Source organism: Rothia sp. HMSC065B04 (assembly GCF_001812285.1).
Taxonomy (GTDB): domain Bacteria; phylum Actinomycetota; class Actinomycetes; order Actinomycetales; family Micrococcaceae; genus Rothia; species Rothia mucilaginosa.
Window position 1 is genome coordinate 1 of record NZ_KV808411.1, and the last position, 21,923, is coordinate 21,923.

A 21,923-nucleotide genomic window follows, 5' to 3' on the forward strand; every position below is an offset into this window, starting at 1 on the left:
CAATACGACCGGCTCTTGGACTACGTGAACGACAAGCTCCCCGCCGTGTGTGATCACCTCGATCAAGCCAGGGCAGACGTCCTCGCGTTCGCCTCCTTCCCCACCGGGGTGTGGACCCAGATCTGGTCCAATAACCCCAATGAACGCCTCAACCGCGAAATCCGCCGACGCACCGACACCGTGGGAATCTTCCCCAACCGACAAGCAATCATCCGCCTAGTCGGAGCCGTCCTCGCCGAACAAAACGACGAATGGGCCGAAGGCCGACGCTACCTCAGCCTCGACATCCTCACCAAATCACGACTCACACCACAACCCACCGGGCAGGAGGACACCCCACTCCAACTCAGCGCATAACCCAACCCGAAGGACACAAAACGATTACACCACTCCACAGGACTTGAGCTGAGCAAGAGCACGTTCTACAATTGACGCATAAGTTCAAGGAGGTTCGCATGACCGCTTACGACCACTCGTCGGGGTACACCTACGGCACCGATGCCGTCCCCACGTCTCCGCTCACACTCGAGGATCTACGCCAGATTGAGGCCGCCGCGCACGTCCAGCCCGGTGACGCAGAGCTGCTCGCGCGAGCAGAACCCATCCTGGCGCCGCATGCCATGGAAATGGTCGACACGTGGCGCGGGATTTTGGCTCAAAAGACCTACCTGGCAGCACATTCCGCGCATCCGGATGGACAGCCGAACCCCGAGTACGCGCAGGCGTCAAAGCCCCGATTCGCCCAGTGGATCATCGACATGTGCACGCGCGAGCGGGATCAGGCGTGGTTGGACTACCAGTACCTGATCGGAGCTCGACACATGACCGCGGCGAAGAACGCGGCGGATGGGGCGGACTCGACGCCATTCGTGCCTCTGCGCTACGTGCTCGCCTTCATCGCGCCGACTGTGGAGGTCGGGCACCGTCTCCTGGCGGAGGGCTTCGAGGGCGCAGAACTGGACGCTGTCCGTGACGCGTGGACTCGCGCTGTGACTGTCGCCGTGACAGTGTGGGCGTATGCCTACCGCGATCACCCCGAGCAATTCTGATCCGGCGCTCGCCACCTACGACTCCCCCATCGGCCGCCTCACGCTTGATAGCGGTGTATTCGTCTTTCGCACTCTCTGACTGCTCTCCCTGGAAGCCTCAGTGGCTTCCAGGGAGAGCTTTCTTTCTGGGTTATAGGACACTACGTGTTGCTGGTTGGGTGACTTTTCGGCTTTCTGGTGCGGGAAAGTCACTCTTTCAGTTGGTCGTGTTTGCCTCGTTCCTGTGAATACTGCATCGTGCTCTGTGTGTGGCTGCCCCATGATCCGTCACGGTAAGAAGTCAACAGGAGGTCCTTTGAAGATCGCGGTGGTAGAAGTCCGCTCATCATCAAGGACCTCGACCTCTACCCACAACCCCCGACCAATACCTGGTCACCCACACTCAACTCGGAAGAGCCGGAAATAGCCTTCGTGATAGCGGAATAAAACGAAGGTGTGGAACTTGCAAGGACCGATCTCAAACTGGGATTCGATAGAACAGTTTAGCAAACGCTGACTTCGCTTTGCCGTCACTTGGAAACCTATCCGTTGGAAGTGCAGCTATCCTCACATACGCTTTTCCAAGTGAAGTATAGCTATGCACGTTTCACCGACGTTAGTAAAAACCCCGAACTTATCGCAGCCAACAGAAACCCGGTAGAAAATATATAGGAGCCAAAGGTGGCGCCTTTTAAAATCCAAGTCGTGGGAACGACAGCAAACAAGATCGGTGAGTTCGCAAAATCACCTGTGCTAATCGGAAGACCTGCCACCACAAAAAAGATGATAACAATCCATGAAACTAATGAAGTAGTCCAAAGCCGAAGCGCAAAACAGGCCAGAGTTAGCACAACCGAAGAGAAAACAAGTACTAAAGCAGTATGACTCGACAGTCGCTCATTAACAAGCTCGCCAATGATAGAGACATAAAGCAGACTCAAACAAAGGTTAACTACTTGTGCGAGAAGCAGCGATTTAGCAATGAACCGGAGCAGAACTTTATCGTGAATACTAAACGAGACGTACGAGGCAGGGACCTTAGCATGCGACAAAGCTAGACCTGCCGTGGCAATTGGGAGCATGATGAGTAACGCGGATTGCGCTACGGCAATGGTATTTCCATAACGGAGAAACAGCAGCGGAAGAACTAGTGCACCGAGATAAGCGATCGTGACCCAACGAATGATTGCAATTCGCTCGATAGAACACAAAGACTTCATTTTCTTACTGCTCCTTTACTTCGAAACCTAGCCACAAGAACATAGGTAATAATTAGGATTGGTACCGGGATAAGCGCAGAGAAACCGAAATTTGATTGCTCCTGGATATCTACGAACGAGATTGCGGTACCATTGAGATTCAGCCCTACGGAGTGGAGGGCGTTTGATATGTATGGGGTAGCATTGTCAGCTAGGTTACCGGGTAGCACTATCCAGAAGTACAGAAGAACACCTGAAATTACCGCGGCAGTCGGAGGTTTTGAGAGACTTTCTAATGTCGAGTAGATCAGAGCAATTAGTATACTTTGGAAGGTAAGAAAGCAAAGCAGGGTTGCTAGCCCAGAGTGCATTTTCGAACCAGACAAAACCATTGTTAGATCGAATAGCAGCACACTAAGTAGGTTTACAAGAACTATTGAAAGTGTTCGACAGATGGTGCGTAGGACGCTAGGCAACCAGGCAATGTATACCTGCTGAGGCAAACCCCCGTAGTGGACCTTGGAAACCCTAGCATCAAGTATAAAGAGTAATGCGAGGGAAATTAGTGGCTGCGTTCCAGTAAAGAAGAAGCTGTATCCCCCTGTTATTGGAGTTCCGCTTGCCTCACTTGAAATCCATGCACCGAGGAATAGTGACGCCATTGAGCCCAAGATAGCCGCGAGAAAATACCAGATGTTCCAATAGTAAGTAAGCAAAGCACGGATAGCTGAAGTAATTCGCATGGTCCTACCCCCGGTGATATAGGTCCGCGAGATTCACGCCGTTGAGGTCGGGGATATGCAAAGCTTTGCCGTTACGAACTACGACACACTCATCCGGGACGCCTTGAATCTCATGGAGGAGGTGCGTTGATATTACAACGCAGTTCCCTTCGTCCCGATAACGACGAAGCGTCGCAGACAAGGAGATCATGCCATCTGGATCCAAACCATTCTGTGGCTCATCAAGGAACAAAAATCTTGGTCTAGATAATAAAGCAAGACAAAGCTCCAGCCGTTCCTTCATGCCGGTCGAGTAGTCCTTGGCTTTCCGCCCGTGGGCAGCGCGGACGATGCCCACACTATCCAAGGCCGACTCAGGATCAACATCCAGACCCCAGAATGCCGCGACGACCTGTACATTTTGTTTACCGCTCAGATACGGAAAGTAGCTTGGATGGTCGATTGCAGCTGACATTTCGCTAATGTCTGTCTGATCGTATCTAATGTGGCCACTTACTGGTTTTATCCGACCAAGGAGCGTTTTCATTAAGGTGGTTTTACCTGCCCCATTTGGTCCAAGGAGGCAGATTATCCTGCCAGTATTTAGCTGCAAGTTAATGCCGCTCACTACTGGGGAATTCTTGTACCCAACCGACAAATCAGTTACCGATATAGCTGGCATGGCCTACCTTTCAAAGAAAACGGCCCTGGAGGTAAGGCCTAGGATGCCTTCCCTCCAGGGCCGACTGCTGCGACAAAGCTACTAACCACTTGCAGCCAACAGAGATGCCGCAGCCGTTAGCACACTGGGCAGTGAAGCATGCAATGCCACCCGTCGGGCACCCAGGGGCGCACAGGAACTTCGAGGTGATGTGAGGACAAACAGCTTCCTCAACCTCTTCAACACGGGTGTCAAGGTCAACGGTGACCACGACTTCTCCAAGCTCTCAGAATCTGAACATATTCAGGTAACAGAAAGTTACCCGCACTGCTATGATACAACGATGCAAGATTAGTAGGGGCAACTTTCAGAATGTTCAGGTCGCAGGTTCAAATCCTGTCCCCGCAACGGATAACTCCCGATAGCTTAGCTATCGGGAGTTTTTTTATTCCCTAAAACCCGTACTCCCGCCGACCTGTCTCCTTCTGCTGTCCTCCCGTCACCTTCCGACCGCCGGTCTGCCTTCTTTCGCCACCTTCCTGCACCTTTCCTGTCGGCGACCTGTCTTCATTTGCCGCCTACTTTTCTTCTTCTTGTGCTACCTTTCTGCCGCCTGCTGGGCGGCTTTCTTTATATCTCCTGCCTCTCCGTATCTCCTGCCTTCTGTAATCTGCGGAGGGGGTCTTCTGAACCTTGTCGGGGCGGTGCTTCGGGGAGACTGATGGGGGGGGGCAGCCTGCTGCCCCTTCCGGGGTGCTTGAGGTGGATCTTTCGGCCTCTCGAAACCCCTCTTGAAACCTCCTCACGGAATTTCATAGAACCGTCGTGAAAGTACCCTGGACTGGTTTCGGAACGTCTCCCGATGCGTCTTTCGAGGTATTCCTCAGTCCGTCTATCGGGGCTTCAAGCGGGTGTGCCCATGGGGGTGGTGGAGTCACTTCCGAGCGGTTGCTGGAGGGTGGTTACGCCTTCTTGAGACGCTGCTTTTGAGCTCCTTGAAAGGGGATCTGAAAGGGGTCCTGAAGGGGGCTCTGGGGCGGGTCTCAAGAGCGTGATGAGGGGTCCGATAGGATGCCTGGGTGGGGGAGTGGCGAGGGGGCTGTTTTTGCCTCAAAGTGCATTCTCAAAGTGGAATATGCGAAAGGTGTCTATATTCCGGGCTTGGAAATCACCCGTTCTGCCCCGGAATTCCGCGGTTTTTGGAAGAAAATGGTCTTCGAGTGCAACAATTCACTCTGAAAGTGATTGTAGTCACATATAAAACATTCAAGTTAATTGTAGAGTTTTTTGAAACTCTTTCAAAAAACGCTCAAAAACCCCGGAAAATCAAGGAAAAATAGCCCATTCAACCTCTACTTGAGGGTGATTCAAGTTAAACTAGAAGCTTAGAAAAAGCTCTTGTTAAGATTGAATCTTGTTCGATACCCAAAAATAGCCCCAAAAAACCGCTGGAAAAGGCTTTTTGACCTGGTAGCTTTGAGTACGTGGTCACCGCGGTCCGCCGCGTAGCTCTCCGAAATGAATACTGCACCCCTCCATCACACGAGGAAACCCCCGCAACACACACGGGACGGTTACTGGACTTGCTCCATGCGGCATCACATTCGCAGGCCGACCGCCTATAGGCTTCTCACCTATAGACCACCTATCACTCAACCACTCTCGGGCGTCCGCGCCCCACGAAACACCAACAACGAGGACAACCCATGGCACTTCGCCCCCGCACCGTTAAGGCTGGCTCTCTCGCAGCCATCGCCGTACCCTCCGTGCTCGGTAGCACCCTGGTAGCACCCGCTTCCGCATTCGCACCCGTCGTTCAGGACATCCCCGGCGCAGCTACCCAGGCTCCGAAGTCCCTGTTCACCTCCACCGTGCAGCCCACCCTCTCGCAGGTTGCTGTGCAGATCCGCCAGCAGGCAGAACAGGCAAAGCAGACTCAGCAGGCTCCCGCAACGACCGCGGTTCAGCCCATCCAGAAGACTTACACTGCACAGGCTGCTCAGCCCGCACAAGCAACCCAGCAGGCTGCTCCCTCAGCTACCTTCCAGTCTGCACAGGCGGCACAGGCTGCACAGCCTTCCGCTCAGCCGACCCTGGCGCAGGTTGCACAGACCCCCGCAGCTACCCAGAATGTTGCCCCCACCGCTCAGCCTGCACAGGCTACCCAGGCGGCATCCGGTGTGGCGGCAACCCGCACCAACCAGACTTTCCTGTCCTACACCTCCCCGGCGGGTACCACCTCGCAGTACCACGTCTACGCTGAGGGTGTGGACTTCTCCAAGCCCGTTGGCGTGGTCTTCTACTTCGATGGTGACTACTGGCGCAACGACCAGTCCAAGGTCTACGACCCCTCCGGTGAACTGGCTCAGATGGCTGCATCCGCTGCGGCACAGAACATGCTGTTCGTGCCCGTCATCTCCCCGGATACCAACCGTTACGATGCTGGCGTGACCTGGTGGGAAGACATGGAGCGTAACGGCGAGTTCTTCCGCTCCTTCGCTTCCTCCTTCATTGCGGCTAACGGTGTGGACTCCTCCAACGTGTGGACCATGGGCTACTCCGGTGGCGCTGAGTTCATCACCTACGAGCTGAACACTAAGCCCCAGACCTGGCGCAACGGCGGCGGATCCATCATGATTGCTGGCGGCGGCCTGGACGAGGGCACCCCCTCGGCTGCGCTGAAGTCCCAGCCCATGTTCTGGTACGCAAACTCGAACGATGGCTCCGGCGAGACCTACCCGCAGACCTGGAGCGCACGAGGGGCCGTTGAGGGCGGCTACAACGCCTACCGCAACGCCGGCTACACCAACGCTTCCGCGACCGTTCTGAACGGCTCGGGCCACTTCGACTACAACTTCTCGCAGATTCTGAGCAACTCGCTTACCAAGGGTAAGGCAACCGCCGCTCCCAAGGTCGAGCAGAAGGCTGAGCAGAAGAGCGAACAGAAGTCTGAGCAGAAGCAGAACACTCAGCGTGCCCGCACCATGAGCTCCGCAACCTACCAGAGCTACACCTCCCCGGCGGGCACCACCTCCCAGTACCACGTGTACGCGAACAACCTGGACTACTCTAAGCCCGTTGGCGTGGTCTTCTACTTCGACGGTGACTACTGGCAGCGTGACGAGTCCAAAGTCTACACCCCCGACGAGGGTATGCTCGCGGCAATGGGCAAGATCGCTAACGCCCGCAACATGGTCTTCGTACCGGTTATCTCCCCGGACACCAACGCATCCGGTGACGGCATCACCTGGTGGGAAGACATGAACACCAACGGTGAGTTCTTCCGCTCCTTCGCTTCCTCCTTCATCGGCCAGAACAACCTGGACGCTTCCCAGATGTGGACCATGGGCTACTCCGGTGGCGCTGAGTTCATCACCTACGAGCTGACCGATCACAACACCGCATGGCGTAATGGCGGCGGCTCCATCATGGTCGCAGGCGGCGACTCGGACGGCTCCGTGGACGCTGATGCAACCACCAAGGGTCTGCCCATGTACTGGTGGGTTGGCGCGAAGGACACCTCCGGTAACACCAACCCCGTCACCTGGAGCGCACGAGGCGCAGTCGAGTCCGGCTACAACGCATACCTGGGCGCTGGCTTCTCTGACGCCCGCGTGAAGCTGATTGACGGCTTCAGCCACCACGACTACGACCTGCCGCACATCCTGGCGTCCTCCCTGGACTTCGCCGGTAAGACCCCCGCGCTGGGCTACACTGATGTGTCCTCCTCGAACCCGAACTACAACGAGATCAGCTGGAACTCTGATCGCCGCATCATGCTCGGCTTCGCGGACGGCACCTTCCGCCCGAACGCATCGGTCAACCGTGCGCAGCTGGCAACCTACCTGTACCGCGTGGCTGGTCGCCCCGCCGTGAACGCACCGGCTGTTTCGCCGTTCAGCGACGTTCCGGCCAACCACCCCGCGTACAAGGAGATTTTCTGGCTGAGCCAGCAGGGCATCAACGGTAGCGACTTCCGCCCCCTGGAGGCCGTCACCGAGTCCACCATGGCTGAGTTCATGTACCGTGCAGCTGGCTCCCCGGCACAGGCTCAGGGCGGCTACGCGTCCCAGGCTCTGGCGTGGGCCGCCTCCAACGGTATCGGTACCGGCTCCACCTCTTCGGATGCGGTCACCCGCTCCGCTATGGCTGGTTACCTGTACATCTACGCGAACTAAAGCTCGCACCCCTTAACGCATAAAGATCCGCCCCGTTCCTGATGAGTTCAGGAACGGGGCGGATCTTTATAGGTTTAGCTCAAGAAGCTATGCGCTAGACCAGGCTGGAGAATCTCAGGCTTGAGAATCCCAGGTTTAGAGAGTCTGGGTGGGGAGTTCCACAGCCAGGGGAGCCGGAGCTGCCGGAGCGTTCTTTGCCTTCAGAGCAGCCAGGCGAGCGTCCAGCTCGGTCTCGCGCTCCATCTGGTCCAGGGTGTTGAACTGAGCATCCAGGGAGGAAGCTGCCAGCTCCTGCTGACCGATGACGCGTGCCTCTTCGCGGCGAACCTTCTCTTCGAAGCGGCTCATCTCGCTGGTCGGGTCCAGAACGTCGAACGCCTTCAGAGCGTCGTTCACCTGGGTCTGAGCTGCTGCAGTCTTCTGACGTGCGGTCAGCTCATCGCGCTTGTACTTGACCTCTTCAAGCTTGGAGCGCATCTTCTCCAGGCCGTCCTTGAGCTGGTTGACAACCTGAGTCTGGGAAGCCAGCTGAGGCTCAACAGCCTGTGCAGCCTTCTCAGCCAGCAGCTGCTTGTTCAGAGCGATCTTCGCGAGGTTATCGAACTTGTCAGCGTTGGCAACGTCGCCAGCTGCGCGGAACTCGTCAGCCTTGTTAGAAGCTGCCAGAGCCTTGGTGCCCCACTCCTGAGCGGCCTTGACGTCCTCAGCGTGGTCCTTTTCGAGCAGTCGCAGGTTGCCGATGGTCTGTGCTACTGCAGCCTCCGCCTCGCGGATGTTGTTGGTGTAGTCACGAACCATCTGGTCCAGCATCTTCTCCGGGTCCTCAGCTGCATCAATCAGAGCGTTGATGTTTGCCTTAGTGAGCTGTGCAATACGGCCGAAGATGGTCTGCTTAGCCATAATCTCCTACTTTCTGTTCACGGGCTGCGGGGGAGCACTACGCTCCTCGTGAGCCGTGCCCGTATAACTAATTATGTGGCAGATTTCTGGGTGCATGCTGTGAAAATGATGCACGCCTGATTTCTGCAACCTAAACTTTTGGTAAATTACCTCAGGTGTTTTCCGACTGGGGAAGAAAGCGGTGAGGTAAGCTAGCCACCCCGCCGGTCAGACTGTAGAAAAACCTACAGAAACCGACCGACAGAATCGTTAGCATCGGAGGCGGTTAGAAGCTACCGCCGTCACCGCCGCCGCTACCCCAATCGCCGCCGCCGCTGAAGCCTCCGCCCCAGCTGCCGCCGCTACTACCGCCACCACTGTGGCCGCCGCTGCTACCCCAGCTACTGGTGCCGGAGTTCATTGCGGTCATCAGAGCGCCCAGCAGCAGGCCCTTTGCCAGGTCACCGCCGAAGCTACCGCCGCCGCGGTCATTCTGGTTGTTGTAGTAGTTGCCGACCTCGCTCTGAGCGCGGTTCTGCGCGTCGGTCGCCTTCTGGATCGCCATGTTGGCTTCCTTCATGGCGTTCAGCGGATCCGAAGAAGCCAAGCGCTGAGCCTGACCCAGGTGACGCTCCGCCTCAGAAACAGCGGTCAGGGTCATCGGGCCCACCGCAGCACGGCGGTTATTAATGTAGCTACGCGCACCGTTCACCGCAGCGTAGGCAGAACGCATCGTACGATCCAGGTTCTGCGAAGCCGCACGAGAACGCTCGCGGGTAGCACGCATATTCGTCATTGCCTTATCCAGCTCGGCGGAAAGCTGACGCAGCTGGTTCGCCAGAGTCAGCGGGTCATTCGGGCGAGCCGAAGCGCTCTGGTTGACCTGGTTGAGCACCGCCTCCATACCGGCAGCGACCGCACCCAAATCATCGCGGCGCTGAGATGCAGCCAGGCTCTTCGCCTCAGCCACGTCACGCTGAATGCTCAGCAGGTCGGTGCTCAGACCCAGCTGAGCCTGCTCCAGCTCATGCGAGCGGGTATTCACTGCCGCACCCAGCGCCTGAATCTGCGAGGCGGCTTCCTCAGCGGTGCGCAGGTGAGCAACCGCCTCCGAGCGAGCCGTCGCAACGGTCGCCTGAGCCTTCTCAACCTCAGCGGCGCACAGCACCATGTTCGACTTCAACAGGGTAGGAGTCTTCGAAATGGGCTCCAGCGCGCTGGGCAGGTAACGTTCCTTCAACGCGCGGTACTGGGCGGCAATCTCCTCCACCGAGGCACGCAGCTGCGGCAGACGCTGAGCCAGAGCCTCAATAGCCTGCGGCGCCTCCTGCTCCAGGTTGCGCAACTGAGCCAGCTTAGCGTCCTGCTCCTGAGCAATACGGGTGACTTCCTGAGAGTTATCAATAATCTCCGTCAACCAGGCACGCTGCTCAGCTTCAGTATCCGGAATGCTATCGGTCAGAAGCTGCTGACGCTGGAAGGACTTACGCATCAGATCCTCAGCACGCGCAATCTCCTGAGCGAACTCAGCAACCTGCTGATCGCTGTACTGTGCGCGCGCAAAATCCAGTTCCTGCTTCGCGTGGCTCATCGTCGTATCAGCCTGCAGCAGGGCGCTACCGGCGCGGGTGCGTAGCTCCTCCAGCGGAACCTCCGGAATGGGGGAGTAGTTACGAGGCGCACCGTAGGAACGCTGAGGCTGCTGCTGAGCGTTCTTCTTCTTGCGGCGGCGGTACATCGCGTAACCGCCAGCACCCACGGTCGCCGCAGCACCCACGCCGAGCACGCCGGTTACAACACCCGAAGAGCTACCGCCCTTCTGGGCCTCGATACCCTCAACCGCGGCAAGAGCCGCACCCGAATAGTCGCTATTCTGCAGCTTCGGTTTGATGTAGTTCTGGTACACCTTAGTCTGCTGATCGCTCGACAGGGTCTTCGTGCTACCCGCCAAGAAATACGCCTGGCGGCTTTCGGTAGCAATCACCAGCACCACATCGGCAGAACCCCAGTTGTTCTTCGTAGCCAGGGCCTTGGTCCACGCCTGGGAACCCGAGGGGTTCTCAAACTTATCGATAACCACCACGTGCAAATCCACGTTGTGTTTCTTCGACAGAGCCGAAATCTTAGACTTCAGAGTAGCGGTATCACCCAAAGATTTCGTGGAATCGTACACCGTGGTGCCCGTAATCTGCATCGGGTCAGCAGCCTGCGCCGACGTGCTCAAAAATGCAGAACCAGCAGGCAAAACCACCGGGGCACAAGAAAGACCTGCCGCCAGCGCTGTGGCACCCAAGATAGTGCGCAGGCGAGGGCGTGCGGGACGAATCTGACGCGCAAAGGCGTGCTCGGTCATGGTCTTTCCTCCGTTGTCGTGAAGTATGAACGGACCTGCACTTCACGGCGTGCTTGTTCAACGCACACCTTAGTGCTGGTCACATTATTAGTGTAGCGGTGGCATAGCCACACATACGCACAGATACGAGAATATTGCGCCGCTGTTTGCCGACCGTTTACCGACTTCCCAGGCTTTATACAGGAAAGCTGGTATACAGGAAAGCCGGTATATAAGAAAGCCAGGGTCTAGGCTCATGCTAGACCCCGGCCCACCGGCTATTCAGCTAGTTAGCGTCGACGCGCAATCTGCAGATTGCTCATCAGATGCTCCACCACCTCCGCGGCATCAACATCGTGGATACTCTGTGCTACGCCGTTCACCACCTGCACCCGCGACGACGAGGCGAACATCCAGCCCAAGAACTGCACCGTATTCAGCAACCTAGAACTGCGTTCTGCCTGCTTCCGCATCTGCGACCACAGGAAGCGGGGGACCGGCACGTCACGGCCCCTATACTCCCGAGAGCTAGCGCGAGCCTCCAGAAGCTCAGCGAGCGCCTCAATATTTTCGGTCAGCTCCTTCAAATCCTCATCCCCGGCAGAGGGGCCGACGTAATACCGCTCGACCAGGCTCAAAGGCATGTAACCGCTACAACTACTCACCCACGCCAGCTTCAACCGCAGATTCTGCAGGCGAAGCACCTGTTGCAGAAGCCGTGAATGAGTACGCAACACCGACAGCGGCATGGGAGATAACTTCATCTCCTCCGAAAGCAGACCCTCGAAGGAGCCTTCCCCGGAAAACGCCTTATACGGATCCGAGACGCCCGTCAGAAGCACTGGTCCCTCGTAGTGAACGAACGCCAGAACCTCGGGAACACTCGAGAGGGAACGGATGCGCTCGCCAATGGTCGGCAGATCCTCCCCCTCGGGGGCGTACTGTTCGCGCGTGTACATCAACGTCTGGATAGGCTGCTCGGCAAGGTCGGGCGAGTCATGAGCAAGCGCCCGCAAATCGGTCACAACCTCCGCCAGAACGCCATCCCGTTCAACCTGCAGAAGCTCCTGAAGAAGCTCAATGACAGCGTTCGCCTGCAAGCTCAAGACCGCGGCGCAGAACTCCGCATCCTGAAGCTCAAGACGTACCTTCTCCAGGCGCTCTTCCAGCGTGGACTGCACGCCCTTGAGCTCAAACTCGCTCAGCTGTTCCGGGTGGAGCATACGGTGCGTACCATCATCGCCGGAACGGTAGAAGAGCTCGCTAAACTCAAACGTAGACTGCACGCCCTTCAATGCCCGCTCTCGCAACTGGGGCAGAACGTCACAGGCGACTTCGGTCATCTCATTCCAGAGCTTGCCCTCATCAATCTTTGAATCCTTACGGGCCGTCTTCTTCCAGGTCTCGGCAAGCTGCATAGCGCGGTCAAACTCGCTCAGCTCCACAAAAGCCGCCAGCTTCTGGGCACTCTCACGCAGATAACGCACCGCGTACAGGCGGTCGCTCAAAGAATCCGGGAGAGTATCCTCCAGCAGACGCCAACGGAAGGTACGCTCAAAGCACTCCTCCGTCAGGCTGATGACGGCGGCGCTCAGCGAGAGCGCATGATCGCGGGCAAAAGCGAAAGAGCCCGGAGCCTCCGCCAGACGAGGAAGGGACGTGTAGAACTCCAACGCCCCGCTCAGCTTCAGTCGAGACTTCCGAATCGTCTCTTCCAGCTCGGCGGCAAGCACCGCGCGGTCAGCCTGGGCAGTCTCCTTGAAGCTGTGTAGCGGGGAAACCTGCGCACGCTCCAGCGTCTGCAGGTTCATGACCGCACGCATGAGGTAGTTCTCCAGGATCCTGACCTGCTCCCAGCGCTGACGCTGATTCAGCGGAACATGATTCTCCTGCGTGCCGACCAACAGATGCTGCGGCACACCGCTAATCGACGGCAACGCAAAGACCTCATCCTCAGATTTACTGGCAGAAAGCACCATGGGGTAGCGGCTGCGCTGTGCGTTCTCTAGAGGGGGAATGAGCTTGAAGTTGGTGCTCAAAGAGAATGGGTCGGAGGGTGCCGGGTTACTCTTGGGAGTCTGCTGGGCGGCCTCCTGTTGCGGGCGCTTTTCAGGCTGCGCCGGGGTGTTCTGGGGCATGCTCTGTTGCTCCTGGCTTTCTGCTGAATGGTTCTGCCCCGAAGATGAGTCGGCGCTGCCCGCCTGCATTGGCTCCAGTGGGGACGGTGCCGCCACCGGCTGAGGAGGCTGAGGCGAGGGCGCCTGAATCTGCTGGGGGAGCGGGGACTGCGCCTGGGGCGTTGCAGATACCGGGGCCTGCGCGGGGTTCGGTACCTGGTTCTGAACAGGATCCTGCACCGACTGCTGATCGCTACTGCTGGGCTGTGCCGGCTTCGGCTGGTAGTGCATCGGGTAGCTCACCGCGCCCTGTACCTGCTGAGGCGGCATCTGCTGAGGCGGCATCTGCTGATTGGATACCTGCTGATTCATCGCCTGGTTCTGCTGCTGCTGTTGCAATACCTGCCGCCTAATCTCACGCGCGCGACGGCGCGACGGGCTCAACGACGCAAACAACGCCACCATCGCGCAGATCAGAACAAATATAAGCAACGCATACAGGCGGGTTGCGCCGTCTAGGGAAGACGCCACCGCCGCAGGTAGAGCCGGCAACGCGCCAACAAGAGCGAAAACAGCAGAAATAATCCTCATAACTTCACCATAACCCAGCTAAATCCCGGGTGCTCGCAACGCCGTTGCCTTACCGCATACTAAAAGGGAAGTAGCCGGGGTGCCGGGTGCTTTCCGCCAGTGCTTTCCACCGGTGCATCCCGCGCCCGTCTCACAGTTAAAAGACGATGCGGCGTGTGCCCTCATGCACCGGGCTCACGCCGCATCAATCATCACTCAACTCATTATCACACCCGGGCCGGTCCTCACACCGACCCTTCGGGACATACTGGGGATTCTCGCCCCTCCCGGTGCAGGGCTCTCATCTCCCGCCCCGGAAAACTATCAAACTCTATACGCTACCTACCGGCGGTCAGCGCCTGGGTAGCCATCTGCTGAGCCAACTCGGAGGCCTTTTCCGCACGATGACGGCGGTACACCATTCCCGAGCAACACGCCACAATACCCGCACCAATACCGATGGAGCTTGCCAAGACCGCACAGAAAATCAGGGTTCCGATCATCATGGGTTTCTCCTTTGCCTTTGTCCTTTGCCTTTGTTCTCGGCTCTATGTGCCTTCAACATTACGGACTGACCCTGTGTTCAAGCTGTGTACCAAGAAGCATCATGCTGTGTAAACCGTGGAGAAAAACTGGGCGCTTTAAAAGAGAAACATGAGAGCGAGTAGCGAACAAAGCCCCAAAACAAACTAGCCGTCGGGCAAATCTCCGGGTATCTCAGACCCGCGAATCAGCTGCCGATGAAAGGGTGTGAGGAAAATTCCCAGGGAACTCCCCGATAACCAACAGCAAAAAAATATAGAACGCCATAAAACACCCTCTACAGTAGAAAGATAGCGTGCGCCCAGGGTGAGGCACACGCGCGACTCTAGGAGAACTTATGACTCAGAACAACGGATGGTCTTACGGCGGCAATGACGGCGTCACGGATGCAACCCGTCCCCTGCAGAACGTGAACGGACAGGCAAGCTACCAGCCCGCAAACCAGCAGCAGGGTCAGAACGCATACCCGCAGGCATACGCCTCTCCCGGATACACCTACCCCCAGGCGGCGGCTGCTCAGGTCGCTTCGGCACAGTCTGCACCTCAGAACACCGATAACAACAAGCGTTACGGTGCCGGTGTTGTGCTCACCGCAGCTCTGCTCGCAGCCCTCGTTGGCGGCGGCGTTGGCGCGGGCGTCGGAGGCGGCATCGCAGCATCGAACAACAGCTCCTCCAGCGCTTCCTCGCGCGGCTCCGTCAGCTCCAATATCAGCAACTCCTCCACCGTGGCAGGCGTAGCAGAAACCGCGAAGAAGGTCCTGCCCTCTACCGTGACCATCGTTGCTTCGAACGGCTCCTCCTCCGGCGGCGGTAGTGGCGTTATCCTCGACAAGGAAGGCCACATCCTCACCAACCACCACGTGGTTACCCTCGAATCTTCCAGAGAAGCATCCACCATTGAGGTGCGCCTGAGCGACGGCACCGTACGCACCGCAACCGTGGTGGGCCTGGACTCTGCCGCTGACCTGGCGGTCCTGAAGATTAACCCCTCCGGCCTGGACCTGCAGCCCATCACCTGGGGTGACTCCTCCAAGCTGGTCTCCGGCGAGGTAGTGGTTGCCCTCGGCGCGCCGTATCGTCGTAGCGAATCGGTAACCTCCGGCGTGGTCTCGAACGCAAACCGCGTGCAGCCTGCCGATGCGAAGGGCCAGAACTACATCCCCATGGTTCAGGTTGACGCTCCCATCAACCACGGTAACTCCGGTGGCCCGCTGGTGAACCTCAAGGGCGAACTGGTCGGCATTAACGCGCAGGGCCAGGCAAGCCAGGATGGCGGCACCGCCGACGGTATGGCGTTCTCCATTACCTCCAACTACGCCAAGCGCATCTCCTCCGAGATCATCGCCAAGGGCAAAGCAACTCACGGCTACCTGGGCGCGAGCGTGAAGAACAGCCCCGCAGACACCGGTTCGGGCTCCTCCAAGCTCATCCCCGGTGGCGTTGAAATTGCCTCGGTGGAGTCTAATAGCCCCGCCGCAAAGGCAGGTCTGCGTGCCGGTGACGTAGTGATTGAAGCCGACGGTCACGCCGTGAACAAGAGCGAAGAGCTCAACGGTACCGTACGTGCCGCAGCGGCAGGCTCTAATCTGAAGCTGAAGGTTAAGCGCGGCTCCTCCACCCAGGACATCACCGTGACCCTGGGCGACGCCGACAGCCAGAAGTAAAACACGTCTTGCCTCTGAGCGCTGAAGGGCACGGCTGAGAAACACCCGCTCAGCCGACTCTACCGTTCAGCAGGACTAACCGCTCAGCAAGAGTGCCACCTGGCGTAACGAAGAAGCTCCTACCCCAAACGCTGGGGTGGGAGCTTCTTGCGTTAGTACAGCAAAATGCATTGGTGCCGCAGAGCGGGGGGTGGGTCAGGCGCCCTCGAGAACCTCGCCCACGCGCTTCTGCAAAGCCGGGACAACCTCCTGCTCGAACCACGGGTTCTTCGCCTGCCACCTAAAATTCAGCGGCGAAGGATGCACCAGCGGCAGGAACTTCGGAAGGTAAGACTCCCACGCGCGAACCGTCTCCGTCAGGTTCTTCTGCGCCTTCGGGGCGTGCACACCATCCAGGTAATGCTTCTGAGAGTACGCGCCCACCAGCAGAATCAGCTGAACATCTGGCATGAGCTCCAGTAGCTGCGGATGCCACTTCGGCGCGAAATCCTTACGCGGCGGGTTATCGCCGTGCGCGCCCTTACCGGGGTAGTAGAAATCCATCGGCAGTAGCGAAATCAGCTCGGGGTCGTAGAACTGCTCGTCCGTTACGCCCATCCACTCGCGCAACTTCACACCGCTCGGGTCATTCCACGGGATACGGCTCTCCTGCGCGGCGCGCCCGGGCGCCTGACCAATTACCACGATGCGTGCCTTCGGGGACGCCGAATAGACCGGCTCCCAACCCTGCTCCGTGAACTCCCTATTCTGCGGATCCAGGCGAATCTGTTCAGCCAGGGGAGGGGCTGTCTCCAGAATCTGCTGAACCAGATGCTCCGGCAGATTATGGTGTGTTGCAGCCATGCTAGATGGCGCCTCCCTCAAAACCGTTCTGGCGCCACGCCTCAAAAATCGCAATGGACGCAGAATTAGCCAGGTTCAGCGAACGGCGGCCCGGCTTCATCGGAATCTTCACCCGCTCGCTCACGTGCGGGTCCTGCTGAACCTCAGCGGGCAGACCCACCGACTCCGGACCAAACATGAACACATCACCGGGACGGTACTCAATATCCGCATACGAAGTCGAAGCAGTCGTCGTGAACGCAAAAACACGCTCCGGAGCCAGAGCCTCCCACGCATCCTCAAGGGTCTCATGCACCGTCACCACCGCCAGGTCGTGATAGTCCAGACCCGCGCGGCGCAGATGCGCATCATCAAAGTTAAAGCCCAGCGGCTTCACCAGGTGCAGCTCAGCGCCAGTAATCGCCGCCAAACGGATAGCATTGCCGGTATTGCCCGGAATCTCAGGGGTATAGAAAAGAATCTTGAACACGTTCCTAAGTGTACCGCGCAGCCCCCGACCAGCCCGGAACAGCCCCCGACCAGCATTGAGCGTCCCGGGGCAGTAGCGCTCGCCGACCCAGCCGCAGGTGAACACACCTAGAAGAGCTCGGACAGGGCGCGATAAAATAAGCGAGGCGAAAAAAGCCGCCAAACAACCCAGTAGGAGGAACCATGAGCGCAGAAACCAACCGTCAGAACGGCCGCGTCTACCTCGACCACGCCGCCACCACCGACGTACTGCCCGCAGCCATCGACGCCATGGTCGAACAGATGCGCAACGGCGGCAACCCCTCCTCCCTGCACGCTACCGGACGTGATGCCCGCGCCACCGTCGAGTACGCCCGCGAACGCATCGCCCGCGCTGTTGGAGCGGACCCCGCCGAGGTTATTTTCACCTCCGGCGGCACCGAGGCGGACAACCTCGCGGTCAAGGGCATCTACTGGAAGCGCCGCGAAGAAGACCCGCAGCGCACCCGAATTCTCGTCTCCTCCATCGAGCACCACGCCGTGGAAGAAACCTGCGAATGGCTCGAAAAGGCAGAGGGCGCGCAGCTCGAATGGATCCCCGTAGACGAGCACGGTAGCGTCAACCCGCAGACCGTCCGCGAACTCATCGAGAAGAACCCCGAAGACGTTGCCCTCGTGACCGTCATGTGGGCGAACAACGAAGTCGGTACCGTACAGCCCATCCCCGAAATCGCCGCCATTGCTGCTGAATACGGTATTCCCGTGCACTCGGACGCTGTGCAGGCATTCGGCGCGGTGCCTATCGACTTCCACGCCAGCGGGGTAGCGACCCTCGCAATCTCGGGCCACAAGATCGGCGGCCCCATGGGCATCGGCGCGCTGGTCGCAACCCGCGCCGTGCAGCTGACCCCCGTGCTTCACGGAGGCGGTCAGGAACGCTCCGTACGCTCCGGCACCATCGACGCGCCCGCCATCGCAGGTTTCGCAGAGGCCGCCGTGCACTCGGTACAGCACCTCGACAAAGAATCCGCCCGCATCGCCGCGCTACGCAACGAACTCGTTGCGGCAATTAGCGCGCTTATCCCGCAGGCACACCTGAGCGGCGAAAACCCGCTCACCGAAGAATACCCCGGACAGAAGCGACTGCCCGGCAACGCCCACTTCACCTTCGAAAACGCCGAAGGTGACACCCTACTCTTCGTGCTGGACATGCAGGGTATCAGCAGCTCCACCGGCTCCGCCTGCAACGCCGGGGTGACCCGCCCCTCCCACGTGCTCATGGCAATGGGAATGGACGAAGACACCGCCCGCAGCGCCCAGCGATTCACCCTCGGCCACTCCACCACCGGAGCCGATATTGCGCGCCTCATCGCGGCACTACCCGCCGCCTACGAACAGGCTGCAAAGGCGGGACTGTCCTCGCAGCTGCCGGACGCCTCCCGCTGGCATTAGAAAAGCAGAAGAGAAGATACCCAACCGCCCTCAGCCTGCAATCTCAGCGTTCGCTGAGGGCTGGCTGAGGGTGCACTGCCCAATATCCCGCCGAGCCCCTGCGTACAATGGGTAGCTACAGTAACGGAAAGTCCGCCCGCACACAGGGCACGCTCCGAACGTTCCTAGAAGCTCAACACAACAGAAGGATAGGCAGTGAAAATTCTTGCAGCTATGAGTGGCGGCGTTGACTCCGCAGTCGCCGCAGCCCGCGCCGTAGAAGCAGGACACGAAGTAGTCGGCGTTCACCTAGCCCTATCCCGCATGCCCGGCACCCTGCGCACCGGCTCCCGCGGCTGCTGCACCCTCGAAGACTCCATGGACGCCCGCCGCGTCTGCTCCCAGCTGGGCATCCCCTTCTTCGTCTGGGACTTCTCCGAACGCTTCAAGGAAGACGTCGTCGACGACTTCATCTCCGAATACGAAGCCGGACGAACCCCCAACCCCTGCATGCGCTGCAACGAAAAGATTAAGTTCGCCGCGCTACTCGAACGCGCCCTCGCACTCGGCTTCGACGCCGTAGTGACCGGCCACTACGCCCGCGTCATCACCACCGAAGACGGTAACCGCGAACTGCACCGCGCCGCCGACTGGGCCAAGGACCAGTCCTACGTGCTCGGCGTGCTCACCCACGAACAGCTCAAGCACGCCTGGTTCCCCCTGGCGGATACCCCCTCCAAGGCACAGGTGCGTGCGGAGGCGGCAGAGCGCGGCTTCTCCGTGGCGAAGAAGCCGGACTCCTACGACATCTGCTTCATCCCCGAAGGTGATACCCGCGCCTGGCTGGGCGACCACATCACAATGCGCCCCGGCCTCATCAAGGACACCCACGGCGAGGTGCTCGGCGAGCACCCCGGCGCGCAGGCGTACACCGTAGGCCAGCGTAAGGGCCTGGCGCTGGGCCGCCCCGCCGCCGACGGCAAGCCTCGCTTCGTGCTTGAGGTGCGCCCCAAGGAAAATGAAGTCATCGTCGGCTCCCGCGAGCTACTTGCCGTGCACGAAATCCGCGGTATCCGCGCCACCTGGGCGGGTGTCCCCGTGGAACAGGCGGCACGTTTCCTGGAAGAGCCCGCACAGCTGGGCGCTCGCAGTGAAGAGTTCGAGGTGACCGCACAGGTTCGCGCGCACGCCGACCCGGTCCGCGCCAAGGCGTACATGACCTGGGCACCCGACCCCGAAGCTGAAGAAGAAGGCGCACTGCGCCTAGAAACCGTAGTGCGCCTGCTGGACCCGCTCTCCGGCGTGGCACCGGGCCAGACCATGGTGCTCTACCAGGGCACCCGCGTGCTGGGCCAGTCCACCATCGCCCGCGCCTACTCACTGGACCGCGAAGATATTCAGGAAACCCTGAGCGCCAACTCCCAGCGATAGACACCCCGCGGATTGCCCCAACCACACCGCAACCGCATCGCATAGAAGACCACAAACGATCTGAGGAGAAACCGATGACCGCCGAGAACACGTCCTGCGAATTTGACCCCCACGCCACCTCCATGGGCGATGAAGTCGCACCGGAAGTCTACGAAGAGCTCTTCGCCATGCGCCGCTCCATCGACAACTTTGACGCAGCGCTGGTGCACATCCTCGCGGAGCGTTTTCAGGCAACTAAGCGCGTGGGCATCCTGAAGGCTAAGCACAACCTGCCCGCCGGCGACCCCGGTCGTGAAGAGGCACAGATCGCTCGCCTGCGTGCCATGGCGAAGGAATCCAGCTTGGACCCGGAGTTCGCGGAGAAGTTCCTGAACTTCATTATTTCTGAGGTGATTCGCCACCACGTGCGCATCGCAAACGAGCAGGCTGAGCAGGACGGCGAGGCAACCGAAGCTGAGAAGTCCGAAGGTTAGTAACGCGCTACTTTCGCGTCGCTACGTTTGAATTTGTACGTTATCTGATCCCTCTGGATAAACCCCTATGCCCGCTCATTCTTCCAACCGCCAGGCTGCCCGCACCGAACCTGTGCCGGAGCGCCTGCTCCTGCCCGGTGAGTACCGCGCCCCCGAGGGGGACGAGCTGACCGAACAGGACCTCGCCGCGCTCGCCACTGAGCGTCCGCTGGTGCGTGCCAGCGGTCTGGGTGATTTTCCCGGTGATGATTTGGGCGAGGCGATGTCCCGCGTGGAGGGCGAGCTGGGCTCCCCGCATCTGTCGTTCCTGCCGCACCTTCCGGCGTTGGGTTGGAAGAGCACCCCGCTGGCACGCACGCTGGCGGTGTGCGAGGGGCTTGCCTTTGACGGTGCCTCGTTTGGCTGGCGCATGGTGCATAGCGGCGGCAGGGGAGCACGCGAGTCTGCCCTGGCGCAGGATCGTCTGCTCTCGGACATCAACCTTCTCGCTGATCGCGTGGGTGCGCAGAAGAAACGTTTCGGCTCCGGGCAGAACACTGCTGCGGTGTATAAGATTCAGCTGGTCGGCCCGCTGACCCTTGCCGCGAGCATCTACCTGCCCGGCGGTGAGCGTGCTATCAGCGATGCCGGGGCGAGCCGTGACCTGCTGGAGTCTTTCCTGGAGGGCCTGGAACGCTGGGTGGATTCTCTACGTGAGGCTCTGCAGGCCCCGCGGGCGCTGATTGCCGTGCAGCTGGATGAATCGGAGTTTCAACGTCTGATGGAGGGCTCGATTCCTACGGTGAGTGGTTTCCGCTCCCTGTCGGCGTTGCAGCCTCACTACTATCAGCAGGTGTACCGCCGTGTGGCGGAGCGATTCGCTGAACTGAACCTGCAGCTCATCCTTGATGTGGACGGCACCGCGCTCAAGCCGGTGCAGGAGCTGAAGCTGCTGAGCCAGGCGCATCCTACCCTTGATGCTTTGGCGCTGGTGAAGGCGATGCAGGTTGAGGGCGCCGCCCCCTGCGCTTTGCTGTTGCACCCTGATCGCGCCCGCCTCAAGGGGCCCGGCACGCTGCAGGTTCCGCCGCTGAGTGACCCTCGTTCATGGGAACCCGTGGCGCAGCTTCTGGAGGCGCAGGCTCAGCTGTGGCTTCCGGTGGTGACCTCTGCGCGGGTGCCGGATCAGGTCCGCCGCCTGCATAGCCTGTGGCGTGAGGTTGGTCTTGAATCTGCCCAGCTGAGCGCGGTGGGTTTGATGCCTAATGAGCGTATTCAGCGGGGTTCCGCGTCTGCTGGGGCGGCTTCGGGTACGGTGAGTGTGCTGGATGCCACGGCTTCCCTGGCTCGTGTGACAGAGTGTGCCCGTGCTTTGGCTGAGCGCGCGGTATGATTAGAGAATCAGCATTTTTATGTAAGTATTT

Annotated in this window: 17 protein-coding genes; 8 read left to right on the plus strand and 9 right to left on the minus strand. The window is 59.3% G+C overall.

Going from position 1 to position 21,923, the window contains the following annotated elements:
- The coding region (locus HMPREF2845_RS08610) for a transposase (protein ID WP_210394537.1) at window positions 1-357 on the plus strand (357 nt) is incomplete at its 5' end.
- Window positions 358-455: 98 nt separating this feature from the next.
- On the plus strand, window positions 456-1,049 hold the full coding sequence (locus HMPREF2845_RS08615) for a protoglobin domain-containing protein (protein ID WP_005505324.1): 594 nt from the start codon (window positions 456-458) through the stop codon (window positions 1,047-1,049).
- Window positions 1,050-1,624: 575 nt separating this feature from the next.
- Here HMPREF2845_RS08615 and HMPREF2845_RS08620 read toward each other — a convergent pair.
- From HMPREF2845_RS08620 to HMPREF2845_RS09510, 3 genes are all read right to left on the minus strand, one after another.
- Window positions 1,625-2,248 (minus strand): hypothetical protein, encoded by a 624-nt coding sequence (locus tag HMPREF2845_RS08620; RefSeq protein WP_005505326.1) that lies wholly within the window; start codon window positions 2,246-2,248, stop codon window positions 1,625-1,627.
- 726 nt (window positions 2,249-2,974) lie between these two features.
- On the minus strand, window positions 2,975-3,631 hold the full coding sequence (locus HMPREF2845_RS08625) for an ABC transporter ATP-binding protein (RefSeq protein WP_049349449.1): 657 nt from the start codon (window positions 3,629-3,631) through the stop codon (window positions 2,975-2,977).
- 10 nt (window positions 3,632-3,641) lie between these two features.
- Window positions 3,642-3,881, minus strand: a complete 240-nt coding sequence (locus HMPREF2845_RS09510) for a gallidermin/nisin family lantibiotic (protein WP_005505332.1) — start codon at window positions 3,879-3,881, stop codon at window positions 3,642-3,644.
- Between the two features lie 1,435 nt (window positions 3,882-5,316).
- Between HMPREF2845_RS09510 and HMPREF2845_RS08630 the strand changes: the two genes are divergently transcribed.
- The gene (locus HMPREF2845_RS08630) at window positions 5,317-7,788 is read left to right on the plus strand and encodes an S-layer homology domain-containing protein (protein ID WP_049356503.1); all 2,472 of its coding nucleotides are present in this window, start codon (window positions 5,317-5,319) and stop codon (window positions 7,786-7,788) included.
- A gap of 135 nt (window positions 7,789-7,923) precedes the next feature.
- Here the strand turns inward: HMPREF2845_RS08630 and HMPREF2845_RS08635 are convergent, their stop codons facing one another.
- The 4 genes from HMPREF2845_RS08635 to HMPREF2845_RS09325 all read right to left on the minus strand — a co-directional run bounded on the left by HMPREF2845_RS08635 (window position 7,924) and on the right by HMPREF2845_RS09325 (window position 14,192).
- Window positions 7,924-8,688 carry a PspA/IM30 family protein gene (locus tag HMPREF2845_RS08635; RefSeq protein ID WP_005505336.1) on the minus strand — a complete coding sequence of 255 codons (765 nt, stop codon included), beginning with the start codon at window positions 8,686-8,688 and terminating at the stop codon, window positions 7,924-7,926.
- Between the two features lie 265 nt (window positions 8,689-8,953).
- Window positions 8,954-11,020 (minus strand): TPM domain-containing protein, encoded by a 2,067-nt coding sequence (locus HMPREF2845_RS08640; RefSeq protein WP_070634480.1) that lies wholly within the window; start codon window positions 11,018-11,020, stop codon window positions 8,954-8,956.
- Between the two features lie 269 nt (window positions 11,021-11,289).
- The gene (locus HMPREF2845_RS08645) at window positions 11,290-13,707 is read right to left on the minus strand and encodes a non-ribosomal peptide synthetase subunit (RefSeq protein ID WP_049356508.1); all 2,418 of its coding nucleotides are present in this window, start codon (window positions 13,705-13,707) and stop codon (window positions 11,290-11,292) included.
- 317 nt (window positions 13,708-14,024) lie between these two features.
- Window positions 14,025-14,192, minus strand: a complete 168-nt coding sequence (locus HMPREF2845_RS09325) for a hypothetical protein (protein WP_168162430.1) — start codon at window positions 14,190-14,192, stop codon at window positions 14,025-14,027.
- Between the two features lie 374 nt (window positions 14,193-14,566).
- On the opposite strand from HMPREF2845_RS09325, the gene HMPREF2845_RS08650 reads away from it, so the two are divergent.
- The gene (locus HMPREF2845_RS08650) at window positions 14,567-15,895 is read left to right on the plus strand and encodes a S1C family serine protease (protein ID WP_049356510.1); all 1,329 of its coding nucleotides are present in this window, start codon (window positions 14,567-14,569) and stop codon (window positions 15,893-15,895) included.
- Window positions 15,896-16,090: 195 nt separating this feature from the next.
- Here HMPREF2845_RS08650 and HMPREF2845_RS08655 read toward each other — a convergent pair whose 3' ends face one another.
- Together HMPREF2845_RS08655 and HMPREF2845_RS08660 are read right to left on the minus strand one after the other, a co-directional pair.
- Window positions 16,091-16,738, minus strand: a complete 648-nt coding sequence (locus HMPREF2845_RS08655; protein ID WP_070604456.1) for a uracil-DNA glycosylase family protein — start codon at window positions 16,736-16,738, stop codon at window positions 16,091-16,093.
- Window position 16,739: 1 nt separating this feature from the next.
- Window positions 16,740-17,207: a tRNA (cytidine(34)-2'-O)-methyltransferase gene (locus HMPREF2845_RS08660; protein WP_070507585.1), complete on the minus strand. Its 468-nt coding sequence runs from the start codon at window positions 17,205-17,207 to the stop codon at window positions 16,740-16,742.
- Window positions 17,208-17,389: 182 nt separating this feature from the next.
- Between HMPREF2845_RS08660 and HMPREF2845_RS08665 the strand changes: the two genes are divergently transcribed.
- From HMPREF2845_RS08665 to HMPREF2845_RS08680, 4 genes are all read left to right on the plus strand, one after another.
- Window positions 17,390-18,637: a cysteine desulfurase family protein gene (locus HMPREF2845_RS08665; protein WP_049345810.1), complete on the plus strand. Its 1,248-nt coding sequence runs from the start codon at window positions 17,390-17,392 to the stop codon at window positions 18,635-18,637.
- 195 nt (window positions 18,638-18,832) lie between these two features.
- Window positions 18,833-20,047 carry a tRNA 2-thiouridine(34) synthase MnmA gene (gene mnmA / locus HMPREF2845_RS08670; protein ID WP_070634481.1) on the plus strand — a complete coding sequence of 405 codons (1,215 nt, stop codon included), beginning with the start codon at window positions 18,833-18,835 and terminating at the stop codon, window positions 20,045-20,047.
- A 74-nt stretch (window positions 20,048-20,121) separates the two neighbouring features.
- The gene (locus HMPREF2845_RS08675) at window positions 20,122-20,520 is read left to right on the plus strand and encodes a chorismate mutase (protein WP_070634482.1); all 399 of its coding nucleotides are present in this window, start codon (window positions 20,122-20,124) and stop codon (window positions 20,518-20,520) included.
- A gap of 67 nt (window positions 20,521-20,587) precedes the next feature.
- A complete protein-coding gene (locus HMPREF2845_RS08680; RefSeq protein WP_070634483.1) occupies window positions 20,588-21,892 on the plus strand; it encodes a uroporphyrinogen decarboxylase/cobalamine-independent methonine synthase family protein in 1,305 nt (434 codons plus the stop codon).
- Window positions 21,893-21,923: the final 31 nt, after the last annotated feature.

Bases quoted from the DNA above. Each gene is read 5' to 3' on its own strand.
- HMPREF2845_RS08635 (WP_005505336.1), bottom strand. From the start codon at position 8,688: ATGGCTAAGCAGACCATCTTCGGCCGTATTGCACAGCTCACTAAGGCA.
- HMPREF2845_RS08645 (WP_049356508.1), bottom strand. From the start codon at position 13,707: ATGAGGATTATTTCTGCTGTTTTCGCTCTTGTTGGCGCGTTGCCGGCT.
- HMPREF2845_RS08675 (WP_070634482.1), top strand. From the start codon at position 20,122: ATGACCGCCGAGAACACGTCCTGCGAATTTGACCCCCACGCCACCTCC.
- HMPREF2845_RS08665 (WP_049345810.1), top strand. From the start codon at position 17,390: ATGAGCGCAGAAACCAACCGTCAGAACGGCCGCGTCTACCTCGACCAC.
- HMPREF2845_RS08650 (WP_049356510.1), top strand. From the start codon at position 14,567: ATGACTCAGAACAACGGATGGTCTTACGGCGGCAATGACGGCGTCACG.
- HMPREF2845_RS08680 (WP_070634483.1), top strand. From the start codon at position 20,588: ATGCCCGCTCATTCTTCCAACCGCCAGGCTGCCCGCACCGAACCTGTG.
- HMPREF2845_RS08615 (WP_005505324.1), top strand. From the start codon at position 456: ATGACCGCTTACGACCACTCGTCGGGGTACACCTACGGCACCGATGCC.
- HMPREF2845_RS08625 (WP_049349449.1), bottom strand. From the start codon at position 3,631: ATGCCAGCTATATCGGTAACTGATTTGTCGGTTGGGTACAAGAATTCC.
- HMPREF2845_RS08620 (WP_005505326.1), bottom strand. From the start codon at position 2,248: ATGAAGTCTTTGTGTTCTATCGAGCGAATTGCAATCATTCGTTGGGTC.
- HMPREF2845_RS08630 (WP_049356503.1), top strand. From the start codon at position 5,317: ATGGCACTTCGCCCCCGCACCGTTAAGGCTGGCTCTCTCGCAGCCATC.
- HMPREF2845_RS08655 (WP_070604456.1), bottom strand. From the start codon at position 16,738: ATGGCTGCAACACACCATAATCTGCCGGAGCATCTGGTTCAGCAGATT.
- HMPREF2845_RS08640 (WP_070634480.1), bottom strand. From the start codon at position 11,020: ATGACCGAGCACGCCTTTGCGCGTCAGATTCGTCCCGCACGCCCTCGC.
- HMPREF2845_RS09325 (WP_168162430.1), bottom strand. From the start codon at position 14,192: ATGATGATCGGAACCCTGATTTTCTGTGCGGTCTTGGCAAGCTCCATC.